At 65.2% G+C, this 13,433-nt stretch carries 12 protein-coding genes; 7 read left to right on the forward strand and 5 right to left on the reverse strand.

What is annotated here, in order from left to right; translation table 11 throughout:
• Positions 1–5: 5 nt before the first annotated feature.
• Complete coding sequence (locus DND132_RS04070) at positions 6–932, forward strand: hypothetical protein (RefSeq protein WP_014321438.1); 927 nt, start codon at positions 6–8, stop codon at positions 930–932.
• Between the two features lie 75 nt (positions 933–1,007).
• Here the strand turns inward: DND132_RS04070 and DND132_RS04075 are convergent, their stop codons facing one another.
• The 4 genes from DND132_RS04075 to DND132_RS04090 all read right to left on the reverse strand — a co-directional run bounded on the left by DND132_RS04075 (position 1,008) and on the right by DND132_RS04090 (position 4,746).
• On the reverse strand, positions 1,008–1,364 hold the full coding sequence (locus tag DND132_RS04075) for a hypothetical protein (protein WP_014321439.1): 357 nt from the start codon (positions 1,362–1,364) through the stop codon (positions 1,008–1,010).
• Positions 1,365–1,366: 2 nt separating this feature from the next.
• On the reverse strand, positions 1,367–1,969 hold the full coding sequence (locus DND132_RS04080; RefSeq protein WP_014321440.1) for a DUF8043 domain-containing protein: 603 nt from the start codon (positions 1,967–1,969) through the stop codon (positions 1,367–1,369).
• Between the two features lie 78 nt (positions 1,970–2,047).
• A complete protein-coding gene (locus DND132_RS04085; protein ID WP_014321441.1) occupies positions 2,048–3,595 on the reverse strand; it encodes a glycosyltransferase family 9 protein in 1,548 nt (515 codons plus the stop codon).
• Positions 3,596–3,675: 80 nt separating this feature from the next.
• Entirely contained in the window at positions 3,676–4,746 is a 1,071-nt protein-coding gene (locus DND132_RS04090) for a putative nucleotidyltransferase substrate binding domain-containing protein (protein WP_014321442.1), read from the reverse strand.
• Positions 4,747–4,940: 194 nt separating this feature from the next.
• On the opposite strand from DND132_RS04090, the gene DND132_RS04095 reads away from it, so the two are divergent.
• The 4 genes from DND132_RS04095 (at position 4,941) to DND132_RS04110 (ending at position 10,019) form a co-directional block, all read left to right on the forward strand.
• Positions 4,941–5,207 (forward strand): sodium/substrate symporter small subunit, encoded by a 267-nt coding sequence (locus DND132_RS04095; RefSeq protein WP_014321443.1) that lies wholly within the window; start codon positions 4,941–4,943, stop codon positions 5,205–5,207.
• 1 nt (position 5,208) lies between these two features.
• Positions 5,209–6,783: a sodium/solute symporter gene (locus tag DND132_RS04100; protein ID WP_014321444.1), complete on the forward strand. Its 1,575-nt coding sequence runs from the start codon at positions 5,209–5,211 to the stop codon at positions 6,781–6,783.
• Between the two features lie 278 nt (positions 6,784–7,061).
• Positions 7,062–7,385, forward strand: coding sequence for a hypothetical protein (locus DND132_RS04105; protein WP_014321445.1), 324 nt, complete (start codon positions 7,062–7,064; stop codon positions 7,383–7,385).
• Positions 7,386–7,472: 87 nt separating this feature from the next.
• On the forward strand, positions 7,473–10,019 hold the full coding sequence (locus DND132_RS04110; protein ID WP_014321446.1) for a TIGR03960 family B12-binding radical SAM protein: 2,547 nt from the start codon (positions 7,473–7,475) through the stop codon (positions 10,017–10,019).
• On the opposite strand, the gene DND132_RS04115 is transcribed toward DND132_RS04110, so the two are convergent.
• Positions 10,016–10,321, reverse strand: coding sequence for a hypothetical protein (locus tag DND132_RS04115; protein WP_014321447.1), 306 nt, complete (start codon positions 10,319–10,321; stop codon positions 10,016–10,018). The genes DND132_RS04110 and DND132_RS04115 overlap by 4 nt on opposite strands.
• A 337-nt stretch (positions 10,322–10,658) precedes the next feature.
• On the opposite strand from DND132_RS04115, the gene DND132_RS04120 reads away from it, so the two are divergent.
• Together DND132_RS04120 and DND132_RS04125 are read left to right on the forward strand one after the other, a co-directional pair.
• On the forward strand, positions 10,659–12,284 hold the full coding sequence (locus DND132_RS04120; protein ID WP_014321448.1) for an ABC transporter substrate-binding protein: 1,626 nt from the start codon (positions 10,659–10,661) through the stop codon (positions 12,282–12,284).
• A 170-nt stretch (positions 12,285–12,454) separates the two neighbouring features.
• Positions 12,455–13,432 carry an ABC transporter permease gene (locus DND132_RS04125; protein ID WP_014321449.1) on the forward strand — a complete coding sequence of 326 codons (978 nt, stop codon included), beginning with the start codon at positions 12,455–12,457 and terminating at the stop codon, positions 13,430–13,432.
• Position 13,433 lies beyond the last annotated feature (1 nt).

Here is a 13,433-nt window from a genome sequence, read left to right on the forward strand (position 1 = left end):
GAGCCATGAACCTCCAGGAACTCCTCTCCGCCGCCGGGACCCGACTCGACCGGCTCACCGCCCAGCTCTTCCCCGGCGTGTCCCCGGACCACCTCCGCCTGGCCGGGGGCGTCCTGCTCGGGCTGCTCGCCCTGATCCTGCTGCTCGTCGGCCTGCGCCTGTTGCGCCGCCCGGCGCACAACTCCCAGTCCACGCGCACGGGCATCCCGCGCACCCTGCAACAAAAGGGCGTGGTGGTGGACGTGCTGGCCGGGCCGGACGACGAGTCCGTGGCCGTGCGCTGCGTGATCACGGCGGTCAAGTCCAACGCCATCCGCTGCGAGATCATCGAGCGGCTCGACGTCATCAGGACCAGGCCGGGCAACGACCTGGTCTGCGTGTTCGCGCCCATGAAGACGCGCAGGGGGCGGATCAATTCCTTCACGGCCACCCTGACGGAGTCGGACCGAGGGGGTCGCAGGGCCGACCAGCTGCTCCTTGCCGGGCCCACGGACTACGGGCTCATCCCGCGCCGCAAGCACCAGCGCAAGCGCGTGGCCGACCAGCAGTTCATCCGGGTCAAGCTGTGGACCGCCTCGCCCGAAACTTCGGAGCTGGCCTTCGAGGACGCGGCCCCGCAGATCGGGGTCAACTCCTTTGCCTCGGACGGCCCGGACCAGAGCGCCAACGCGGTCATCAACATCTCCGGCGGCGGGCTCGGCCTGTCCGTGCTCAACCGGCTCATCCCCGAGACCTGCACCGTGTCCACGCCGGTGGTCATCAACCTGTTCATGTTCCATTTCCGGGAAAAGACCTTCAAGCCCTACTGGTACGCGGGCGAGGTACGCTCCCTGGAGGACGGCCGCCCCGGCTTCACGCGCATGGGCATCGAGTTCACGGCCACGGCCCGGCCGGACCGGGATTCCGGCCGCCTGCACTGGATCGACCTGTAGGACCGCCCCACCTCCCCGAAACGAAAAGCCCCGGCCTTGCGACCGGGGCTTTTTCAGCGTCCTGTGGGAAAGGGCTCACCCTTTCTTGTTCACGAACCGCTCCTTGGCCAGCCGGGGCATGTTCCCGGCGCCGAAGCTGTAGCCCGCGATGCGCCGGTTCTGGCGCTTCATGCTGCTCAAATCCTTTTTCAGGGACTGCCGCAGGGTGCGGGCCTCGTCCGTGATCCGGTCGTGCAGGGACTTCATTTCCACGAGCCTGTCGGCCAGCGGCTCCAGGTTCTCCCCGGCCAGACCGTCCACGGCCCGGTCCAGAATCTCTTCCCTGGAACGGGCGAGCCGTTCGGCCTCGAACACGTCTCCGGCCATCAGGGAATGGAGTTCCTTCCGGCCGATGGCCAGCGCCTCGTCGAGCATGCGGCTGCGTTCGGCCATGCCTATTTCTTCACCTTGCGGATGTCGTCGCGCAGGGCCTTGATGACTTTTTTCCATTTTTCCACCGCGGGCAGAAATTCGTATTCCAGCAGGTCCGCCAACAGGATCCAGTCCTCGTTCTCGAGCACGGTGCTCATCTCGGTGAACATGGTGTTGAGTTCCTCGGCGCTCTCCAGGTAGTCCTTGTGATCCTTGAGGGAGTATTCGTCGCGCAGGATGCCGATCATGTTCAGGAAGTTGCGCATGACGTCGATCAGGTCCTGGTAGGTCTCCAGGGCCTCGGCGTCGTCGGCCTGGCGGAACAGGGCCGCCACGCGCTTGCCGCCCTCGCTCATGAGGTTGACCACCTTGTAGAGCTCCAGGGTGATCTCCACGGCCATGTCCTCGGTGGCCATGGTCACGATCTCCACGGACTCGACCTCGGACATGTCGATGTCCTCGGCCTGGTGGGGATAGATCTCGGTGAACGGCTCCTTGTTGACCATGACGTCGGTCACGATGCGGTCTTCCAGGTGCCCGTCCTCGACCACCTTGTTGAAAACCTGCTCCAGGTTCTCGAAATTCTGTGCTCCGATATCATATTGTTTGCCATCGATGATGATCATGCTGACCTTCTCCTCCGTGAGTAGATAAAATTTGCCGTTTTCTCCGGTGCGAACCGGATAATTCAAGATTCATGCCGCTCAGGCGAGGTCGTCGAGCAGGCCGGTGAGCAGAGCGGAGTGACGCTCGGCCACCGTCAGGAGGGAGGCGAGGTCGTCGCCTTGGCGCTGACTCTCGAACATCCACAACAACGCCAATATATTAAGGTAATTATTAGATGACAAGATGTTTTGCACCCGCTGCCAGGAGGCCAGGAACTTGGTTTTGGCCTGGGGCCGGGGGTTGATGCGCAACAGCGCGCCCTGCTGGGAGAGCAGGAAAAGCATGTCCCGCGCGCTCGTCAAAGTTTTGGACAGTTCCCGGCGCAGGGCTTCCCCCGGACGCGGGCCCGTCCCGGTCCGGCCCTCCGCAGTCCTTCCGTCCAGGAAGGCGCTGAAATGCGCCCGTTGCAGGCCGATCCACGCGGCCCTGTCCGTGGTCTCGTGCCCGGACAGGGAGTCGAGGTCCATGAACCCGTCCGGACCGACGCGCGTGCGCCAGATGCGCGCGCCGGGCACGGGGGCCGGTTCGCCGCCGTGCACCAGGGCGCGGGCGCAGCCGTACACGGCCTCCGGGGTCACCGCCCGGCGGCAGGCCTCGTCATGGGGGCAGGTCGTGCCGAACCCGCACGGATGGCAGTCCAGGTCCGGCTCCAGGCAGATGTTGCCCGCCCGGTACGGCCCGGTGTCCCAGGGCTGGGCCGTGGCCAGGAAGACCGCGCACAGTGGCACGCCCAGTCCGGCGGCCAGGTGCATGGTCCCGGTGTCGTTGGTCAGGAGCACCCGGCAGCGGCGCAGGACCCCGGCCAGTTCGGTCAGGGAGGTCCGGCCGATGCAGTCGATGAACGGGAACTCCGCGCCCTCGGCGAAGCGCGCGCCCAGTCCGGCCTCTCCTTTGCTGCCGAGCAGGACCGGTACCAGGCCGTCGCGCTCGTGAAGCATGCGGGCCGTCTCGATGAAATTTTCCACGGGCCAGCGGCGGCGGTCCTCGCTGGCCCCCAGTTGCAGGGCGGCAAATCCGTCCGGTCCGGCCTGTGCGGCCAGCAGCTCGTCGGCCCGCGCCAGGGCGTCCTCGCCGGGATCGGCCAAACCCAGGCCGTCGCCGCCGCCCGTCAGTCCGGCGGCCCGCAGAAAGAGATCGCAGACGTTGAACGGGCTGGCCCCCCGGTTGGCCCCGGCCATCTGCAGGAAGGCGGCCCAGGACGAGGTGTCCGCGTTGAAGCCGAACTCGTCCACGGTGAAGCCCGTGGTCACCCCGCCGGGCGGGGTCAGTCCGTAGGCCAGCAGCCGGGAGGCCACCGAGGGCGTCAGGTTCACGGTCTCGTCCGGCGCGAAGTCGGCGAAGACCGTGCGCCGGAACCCGTCCAGGTCGCGCACGGCCAGCCGCCAGTCCCGGTCCAGGCCGGACAGGAGTCCCGCGCCGGGAAAGGCGAAGACCCGGTCCACGCCCCGCAGCAGGGTGGCCGCCGTGGCGAAGTTGACCAGGCAGACCAGCCCCACCCGGTCCCCTCGGTCCTTGAAACCGGCGATCACGGGCTGGGTCTGGATCAGGTCGCCGAAGCGGGTCAGGTTGATGATCAGGACGTTCACGGGCCAAATCCTTATACATATGGAGGATGCGCCGTCGGAAAACCGCCGGACCGCGAGATCGTTGCAAAAAGGGAGCCGAATCAGAGGCCGGAACCGGCCTGGACAAGACGGACGAGCTTTTCCACGGCGTGGATGGCCGCCTTGAGCCTGCCCCGTTCGGCCTGGTCCAGGGCCGCCGGGTTGACGTAGTTGTGCGGCGGCAGCCCGGTGCGGTCGCACTCCAGGCCGATGTCGAGCCGCTTGCGCTGGAGGTATTCCCAGCCGTCCAGCAGGGCGCGGCCGTGCTGTTCGGCGATGTGTCCGGCCCCGGCCAGGGCGCGGATGCGCTCGCAGGTGTTGTGCGGGTGCACGCCGTACTTGAGGGCCAGGATGCGCGCGCTGTTGGTCAGGTGGGCCAGGACCGACTTCTTGATGTTCAGGTACCCGTGCCACGGCCCCTCGCGCTCGGTGACGAAGGCCCCGAACAAGGTCAGGGGCAGCCGGTAGTCGGTCAACTCGCGGACCAGCAGGGACAGGGCGATGGGCTTGGTGCGGACGTACTCCCACAGCCGCTCGCGCATGCGCCGAACCTCGTCCTCGGCCCCGAACACGGCCTGGAAGTCGAGGATCAGCCCGGACTGCCACGGCCCCTTCTCCGCCGGATTGGACAGCCATCCGGTCAGCCGGGCGAGCCAGGTGTCGAAGTCCCCCCGCCACTCGGGGTTGGAGACCATGACCCCGCCGTCGCACAGGGCCAGCCCGGCCCCGTCCAGGGCGATGACGATGGACTGGGTGCAGTCGTCCATCTCGGCCTCGTCCACGGCCTCGTCCACGGCTTTCGGCACGAGCAGCCCGTTGTCCTGGTCCGAGCCGGGGACCATTTCCTCGCGGCCGCCCGAGCCGAACTCCATGAAGGTGCACCGGGCGAGCCATGGATATTCCGCCACGTGGGCTTCGAGCACGGCCGTGACCACGTCGCGGTTGAACCGGGTCAGCCGCCGACAGGTCTCCTCGGCGCCCGCCCCCCGGTCGAGCCACTCCCCGACCAGGTCGAGCCGGGTCCGGCGCAGTCCCGCCAGCTTGCCCTCGCGGGCCATGACCCGCAACTCGTCCAACAGGCCGTCCGGGACGCCGAAATCGCCGTTCACGGGGCTGTCGCCGTTCAAATTCACGTCCAAATCCTTGCTCCGTGGCAAAAAGTCCGACCGTTGACCGGGAGAAACCGCCCGTTCGCCGCCGGGGCGATCCGCCCCGAACCCGCGACCGTCCGGGTTCGACCGCTTACCTGAAAACGGATGCTCCCCTTGTTTTCCCTACTGTAAAAGGGCTCCAACGGCAAACTTTCAACCGTATGGGGGTAACCATCATGGAACAGATCGAGAGAATTCGTAAACGACAACTGCAATTCGCGCTGGGCGTCGGCATTCCCTATTTCGCCTTCGTCATCGGCATCTTCCTGCTCGTCTACCTGGCCAGCGCATGGGTAACCGGCATTTCCATCCTCGGTTTCCCCCTGCACTACTGGCTGGTGGCCGTCGCCATCTACCCGATCACCTGGGGACTGTTCATCTGGTACGTGGGCAAGGCCAACCGCATCGAAGACGAAATAGCCGACACCGTCGAAGGAGAATAACATGGAACTCGGATATCAGATACCGGTCACGGCCCTGCTGCTCATCGGCTGCATGCTGGCCTTCACCGTGGTCACCACCTTCATGTTCCGTAGCCAGAAGACCTCGGCCGACTACTACCTGGCCGGACGCAAGGTCAATTCGTTCATCAACGCCTCGGCCATCTCCTCGGACTACCTGTCCGCGGCCTCCTTCCTGGGCGTGGCGGGCGTGGCCTTCCTGTTCGGCTTCGACGGCATCATCTACGCGCTGGGCTTCTTCGTGGGCTACATCGCCCTGCTCCTCTTCCTGGCCAGCCCCCTGCGCAAGTTCGGGCGCTACACCGTGCCCGACTTCGTCTCGGAGCGGTTCCACTCCAAACCCGCCCGCGTGCTCGGCGTGATCGGCGTGCTGTTCATCTCCCTCTTCTACATGGCCCCGCAGATGCTCGGCGCGGGCAAGGTCATGGGGCTGCTGCTCAACCTGGACTACTCCACGTCCATCGTCATCATCGCCTGCATCATCACCTTCTACGTCACCGTGGGCGGCATGAAGGCCACCACCGTCAACCAGCTGGTCCAGTTCTGGATCCTGTTCGGCGCCATGTTCCTGCTGGCCTTCATCCCCTTCATGATCAAGGGCTACACCTACACCGACGTGGTCAAGTTCCTGCACGACTTCAAGGGCGCCGCCCCCATCTCGGGCAAGGAGTTCGACGGCGCGGCCTACACCAGCCCGGCCTACTGGCTGACCAGCCTCAAGGACACCCTGTCCCTGCTGCTCGCCCTCATGTTCGGCACCGCCGGACTGCCGCACATCCTGGTGCGCTTCTACACCGCCCCGGACGGCAAGGCCGCCCGCCGGACCGTCATCTACGTGCTCTTCCTCATCGGCATGTTCTACATCATGAGCCCCTACGTGGGCCACGTGATTCGCTACGTCTTCCTCAAGGGCGAGGCCATGGGCGTTTCCCCGCACCTCATGCAGTGGCTGGCCGACAACGGCAAGAACCTGGCCGTGCCCGTGGCGGGCTCCTACTTCGGCGGCCAGATCCTCCTCGGCATCGTGGTGGCCGGGGCCTTCGCCGCCATCCTGTCCACCGTGGCCGGGCTGATCATCGCCTGCGCCGGGGCCATCGGCCACGACCTGGTGGTCAACGTCTTTAACCCGGACATGCCCGAACGCTCCCGCGTCAAGGTCGCCCGCATCGCCTCGGTCTGCGTGGGGCTGCTCGGCATCCCCCTGGGCTTCTGGGCCGAATCCATGCAGATCGCCATCCTCGTGGGACTCGCCTTCGCCATCGCCGCCTCGACCTTCTTCCCGGTCCTGGTCATGGGCGTGTGGTGGCCCAAGATGACCAAGGGCGGGGCCTGCGCTGGCCTGGTCACCGGCATCATCGGCTCCTTCGCCATGATCCTGGGCAAGTCCATGCTGCCGCACTTCCTGCAATACAACAATCCCGGCGGATTCGTCATGATCCTGACCTTCATCGCCATCTACGCGGTCTCCAAGATGGAGTACGCCGCCAAGGGCGAGGCCGCCCTGCCGCCCGACACCATGGAGGTCATGACCCTGCTCCACGGCCCCGAAAGAGCGTAACGCTCCTGTACCCTCTCCCCTCAAAGGGCGGGTCCGGCACCCCCGGCCCGCCCTGCTTTTTTGGGGGAGGGCCTCCGGCGGCCGCGGCACCGCCCCGGACCGCGCGCCGGAACCTTTTGGCGCCGCTTCGCGGAGGAGCTACGAAAATGAAAAAACGTGCGGAAGCGAAAGGACGTGCGGCTTCGCCCTTCATCGGCGTGCAAGGGAAGGGCTCTTCTTGACATGAACGGCGGGGGTACCTACTTAAGGACGCACCACAACTTTCCAAGGAGAGCGACATGAATTACGATATTCGGCTGGTCAAACTGGTGAGCGGCGAGATGGTTGTCGGCAACTTCGTCGGCAGCGACATCGAGGACCCCGCCATCCTTCAGGCCATGCCCACCCAGCAGGGCACCCAGATGATCCTGCTGCCCTACGGCTACCCCTTCGACCAGGAGATGCAGGGCAAGATCGCCCAGGCCCACGTGCTCTTCGAGTACAAGAACTGCCCCGAGGAACTGAAGACCAAGTACATCGAGGCCAAAACCAACATCTCCATGTCCAGCGGCGGGCTCGACCTGTCCGGCCTGGGCGGCGGCGGTGGCCTCGATCTCGGCTAGCCGACCCGCGCGAAACCTGCTATCCCGGACGGGGCCGGTTCCACCGAACCGACCCCGTCCTTTCCGTTCAACGTCAGCCCCGCGACCATGAAAGAACTGCTGCCCATCCTCCCCCGCCCCTCCCGCTACATCGGCAGCGAATGGGGCGCCGTGTTCAAGGACCCGTCCACCGTGACCGTGCGGTGCGCCCTGGCATTTCCCGACATGTACGAGGTGGGCATGTCCTACCTCGGCCAGAAGATCCTGTCCGAGGCCCTGAACGCGCACCCGCACTTTTGGGCCGAGCGGGTCTTCACGCCCGACGAGGAGGCCGGGGCCATTCTGCGCGAGCACCACGTCCCCCTGGCCACCCTGGAATCGGACACCCCCCTCAGGGACATGGACGTGGTCGGCTTCAGCCTGACCCACGAGCTGTGCTACACCAACATCCTGTACATGCTCGATCTCTCGGACATCCCCCTGCGCAGCGCGGACCGCGAAGCCCCCTTCCCGCTGATCATCGCGGGCGGCGGCGCGGCCTTCAACGCCGAACCCGTGGCCCCGTTCTTCGACGCCATGGTCATCGGCGACGGCGAGGAGGCCATGGTCCGGGTTCTGGAGGCCGTGGAGCGGGCCAAGGCCCAGGGATCGACCAAGCGGGAACTGCTGGTCTCCCTGACCGCCATTCCGGGGCTGTACGTCCCGTCGTTCTTCGAGGACCAGGGGCCGGGCAAACCGCTGAAGCCCCTGCTCACGGGCTACGAGTCCGTGGAAAAGGCCGTGGTGGACGACCTCGACCGCGCGCCGTTCCCCACGGGCCAGGCCATCCCCTTCGGGGCCATCCACGACCGGCTGACCTTGGAGATCGCCCGGGGCTGCACGCGCGGCTGCCGGTTCTGCCAGGCGGGCATGATCTACCGCCCGGTGCGCGAGCGCTCCCTGGACGGGCTGGACAGAATCCTGACCGACGGGCTGGCCGAGACCGGGTACGAGGAGACCTCCATGCTCTCCCTGTCCACCGGCGACTTTTCGGGCCTGGACTCGCTCTTCACCCGCAGCTTCGACAAGTGCGCGGCGGAACAGATCGCCATCTCCCTGCCCTCCCTGCGCGTCGGTTCCCTGTCCGCGCCGATCATGGAGCGCATCTCGTCCATCCGGCGCACGGGCGCGACCATCGCCCCGGAAGCGGGCAGCCAGCGCATGCGCGACGTCATCAACAAGGGCGTGGACGAGGCGGGGCTGCTGGAGCACGTCCGGCTGCTCTTCGACAACGGCTGGCAGGGGGTCAAGCTCTACTTCATGATCGGCCTGCCCACCGAGACGGACGAGGACCTGGACGCCATCCTGGACCTCTGTCTCAAGGTCCGCGACGCGGCGGGCGCGCACATAAAGCGGCTCCAGGTCACGGCGGCGGTCTCGCCCTTCGTGCCCAAGCCGCACACCCCGTTCCAGTGGGAGCCGCAGATTCCCCTGGACGAAATCTACCGGCGCATCGCCCACCTGCGGAACATCTTCCGGCCGCACAAACGCATTTCCATCAAGTACCACGAACCCGAGATGACCTCCCTGGAAGGGGTCTTCTCGCGCGGCGACCGCCGCTTGGCCGAGGTGGTCGAGCGGGCCTACGCCAAGGGCGCGCTCTTCTCCAGCTGGAAGGACCACCTGCGCCTGGAACCCTACCGCGAGGCCATGGCCGAGGCCGGGCTCGACTGGGACGAGTACATCGGCCCGCGCGACCCCGAAAAGCCCCTGCCCTGGGACCACCTGTCCTCGGGTGTGACCCGGCGGTTCCTGCTCACGGAACGCGAGCGCGCCTTGAGCGGCAAGATCACCGAAGACTGCCGCTACGGGGCCTGCCGCAACTGCGGGGTCTGCCAGTTCGACGGCCGGGTCTCGACCCTGGCCGGACAGGCCGGGGACAAGGACATCCGGCCCAGGCTGGTCTTCCACCGCCGCGACCAGGAGGGCGAACAGCCGCCCTACACCGTGGAGAAGCCGGACCTGACCGGCAAGGCGGGCCACTTCCGGGTGTGGTACGAAAAGACCGGCCCGGCCGCATTCCTCAGCCAGCTGGAGCTCCAGGCCGTGTTCGAACGAGCCTTCCGCCGGGCCCGGCTGCCCATGGCCTTTTCCGCCGGGTTCCATCCCATGCCCAGGCTGTCCTTCGGCAAGGCGCTGCCCGTGGGCGTGGAGAGCCGCTGCGAATGGATCAACGTCTTCCTGCGCGAGGACTTCGGGCCGGACGAGGTGATCGAGCGGCTGGCCCGGTCCATGCCCAGGGGGCTGGCCCCCATCCGGGCGGACCGACTGTCCATGGGCCGCAAGCAGTCCCAGGCCGTGGAAGAGGTCTACGAACTGCGCTTCACCCGCGACGGGGCGCGCCGCCTGGAACAGTGGCGGGCGTTCATGGACGCGGAGCACCATTTCATCGAGAAGAAGACCAAGAAGGGCAAGCCCAAGCAGGTGGACCTGCGGCCCATGGTCCGGGAGGCGGTGGAGACCGGAGACGGCCTGACCCTGGTCCTGGACTGGCGTGAGCAGTACATGAGCCCGCTTTCCCTGTGCTCCATCGTTATGGCCGACGCGGGCCTGCTGGACTTCGGGCTGACCAAGACCGAACAGCGCTTCGCGCCGGAAGAGGACGAACCGGCCTAGCCGAAGAATCCCCTGCCCTTGCCGATGGTCACGGTCACCTGCCGGTAGACGTCCACCTCGCCGCCCGCCTCGGGGCTCATGCGGATGAGCACGTCGGTCGCGCCCTCGGCCAAGGCCGTGAACAGATAGCGCGCCCTGGGCTCGCCGTCGTCGTCATATTCCAGATACCGCTCCATGCGCAGCATCTCCGGGTCGAAGGCCGCCCCGGTGATGCGATACCCCTTGGCCGTCGGCCTGAGCACGTCCAGGGCGAAAACATCGTCCTTTTCCACGCTCAGTGCGGTGGCGTAGCCGTCGTCCAAAACAATTGTTTCAACAGGGGATAACCCGCCATTCACTGAAGAAGAACCGGAGCATGCCGATAAAGCCAGAATAAAAAACGGACAAATCGCGAAAAATAGAATTTTTTTGAACAAGATTCGCTCCCACATGTGCGTCGTCAAATTCATTACGCTATTGTTAAAGGCGTTCGAAGCGTGTATGACTGTTTTGTTTTCGTTCGGAAAAACTACGCTGTCCCGGGGGATTTTCGCAACCCCCGGAAGAACGGGTTTTTTCGGACCGCGTCGTGTGGACGCAAGAGAGGTATGGTACGCGCCTGTGCTGGCGCAATCGGATCAATTTATGGAGGAATCACCTATGAAAGTGTCGACGTTCAAAACCGCCGGCAAGTTCTCCCTGCTCGTTCTCTCGCTGCTGGTCGCCGCGCTGATGCTGGTCGGCTGCAGCGGCGAGGAGAAGAAAGAGGCAGCCGAGAAAGCCGCCCCCGCTGCCCCTGAAAAAGTCACCCTCAAGCTCGCCATGGATGCCGATCCGGTATCCCTCGACCCGCATGTCCAGCTGTCCGGCGGCATGCTCCAGTTCTCCCACCTGGTCTTCGATCCGCTCGTCCGCTACGACAAGGACATGAATTTCGTGCCCCGTCTGGCCGAGAGCTGGGAACGCATCGACGACCTGACCATGCGCTTCCATCTGCGCAAGGGCGTCAAGTTCCACTCCGGCAACGACTTCACCGCCAAGGACGTGGTCTTCACCCTCGACCGCCTGAAGAAGTCCGACGACTTCAAGGGTCTCTTCGAGCCCTTCTCCGGCGCCGTGGCCGTTGACGACTACACCGTGGACCTGGTCACCAAGAAGCCTTACGGCCTGGTGCTCAACATGGCCACCTACGTCTTCCCGCTGGACAGCAAGTTCTACAGCGGCACCGACGACAAGGGCAAGGCCAAGGACGCCATCGTCAAGACCGACTACTCCTTCGCCAACGAGAACGAGTCCGGCACCGGTCCCTTCGTGGTCACCAGCCGCGAGCAGGGCGTGAAGACCGTCTTCACCCGGTTCAAGGACTACTGGAACAAGGACACCGGCAACGTCGAGGAGATCATCCTCGCCCCGATCAAGAACGACGCCACCCGCACCGCCGCGCTCATGTCCGGCGACGTGGACTTCGTCATGCCCGTGCCTCCGCAGGACCTGGACCGCATCAAGTCCACCGATGGTCTCCAGCTCGTGACCATGTCCGGCTCGCGCATCATCACCTTCCAGCTGAACCAGAAGCGCAACCCGGCCCTGGCCGACACCAAGGTCCGCCTGGCCATGGCCTACGCCTATGACAACCAGGGCGTGGTCGAGAAGATCATGAACGGCTTCGCCACCGCGGCCGGCCAGATGTCCCCCAAGGGCTACGTCGGCCACCTCGACACCCTGGTGCCCCGCTACGACCTCGACAAGGCCAAGGCCCTGATGGCCGAGTCCGGCTACCCCGACGGCTTCGAGGCGACCATGATCGCCCCGAACAACCGCTACGTGAACGACGAGAAGATCGCCGAGGCCTTCGCCTCCATGATGTCCAAGATCGGCATCAAGATCTCGCTGAAGACCATGCCCAAGGCGCAGTACTGGGATCAGTTCGACGCCCAGGTGGCCGACATCCAGCTGATCGGCTGGCACTCCGACACCGAGGACTCCGGCAACTTCTACGAGTTCCTGTCCATGTGCCGCAACTCCGAGACCGGCTACGGCCAGTACAACTCCGGCAACTACTGCAACCCCAAGGTTGACGAGTTGACCCTGGCCGCCCAGACCGAGACCGATCCGGCCAAGCGCGCCGCCGACCTGCAGGAAGTGGAGAAGATCCAGTACGACGAAGCCGGCTACATCCCGCTGCACTGGCAGAACCTGTCCTGGGCTTCCAAGGCCAACATGAACACCGAAGACATCGTGAACGTCATGAACTTCCCGTACTTCGGCGACCTGGTCATCAACTAACGCCCAGACGGCTTGCATTAACCGGAAAATAACCATAAAGGGGAACCCCGGCTTCGCCAGGGTTCCCCTTTCATACAAAACACGGCCCCCGGGGCCGGAACCGTTGCGGTCCACCCCCTTGCCCGGTCCACAATCCCGTGGCCGGAGAACATAAACGTCAACGAGTCAACATGTTTGCATTCACCGTAAAGCGAATCCTGCAAGCCGTGATCGTCATGCTGATCATCAGCTTCATCGGGTTCGCCATCAAACACAATTTCGGCGACCCGATCCGCGACCTGGTGGGTCAGCGGGTCACCGCGTCCGAGCGGGCGGAGATCCGCGAGCGCCTCGGCCTGAACGATCCCTTTCCGGTGCAGTACGTGCGCTTCCTGCGCGATGCCCTGCACGGCGACCTGGGCCAGAGCTACTTCTTCAAGAAACCGGCCACCGAGGTCATCGTCAAGAAGGCCCCGGCCACCCTGGAGCTGGTCTTCTGCGCCGCGATGATCATCGTGCTCCTGTCCATCCCGCTGGGCATCTACGCGGCCATCCGGCCCAAGAGCCTCTTTTCCCGGTTCGTCATGGGCGGGTCCATCGTCGGCGTGTCCATGCCCGTCTTTCTCACGGCCATCCTGCTCATCTACATATTTTCCGTGGAGCTGCACTGGCTGCCCTCCTACGGCCGGGGGCAGACCGTGCTCCTGTTCGGCTGGTGGGACAGCGGCCTGGTCACGGCGGACGGCCTCAAGCACCTGATCATGCCGTCCATCGCCCTGTCCTCGATCATGCTCCCGCTATTCATCCGGCTCATCCGCTCCGAAATGATGGAGGTCCTGGAGAGCGAATACGTCAAGTTCGCCTGGGCCAAGGGCCTCAAGCCCTGGCGCGTCTGGCTGGTCCACGCCTTCAAGAACACCCTGCTGCCGGTCATCACCGTGGGCGGCGTGCAGCTCGGCATCATGGTGGCCTTCACCATCCTGACCGAGACCGTGTTCCAGTGGCAGGGCATGGGCTCCATGTTCATCGAGTCCGTGGAGCGGTCCGACACCTCGCTCATGGTCGCCTACCTGGTCTTCGTGGGCATCGTCTTCGTGCTCGTGAACACGCTGGTGGACATCATCTACGGCCTGGTCAACCCCACGGTCCGCGTGGCAGGGAGGCAGTAGC

This window comes from Pseudodesulfovibrio mercurii (assembly GCF_000189295.2).
GTDB classification, from domain to species: domain Bacteria; phylum Desulfobacterota; class Desulfovibrionia; order Desulfovibrionales; family Desulfovibrionaceae; genus Pseudodesulfovibrio; species Pseudodesulfovibrio mercurii.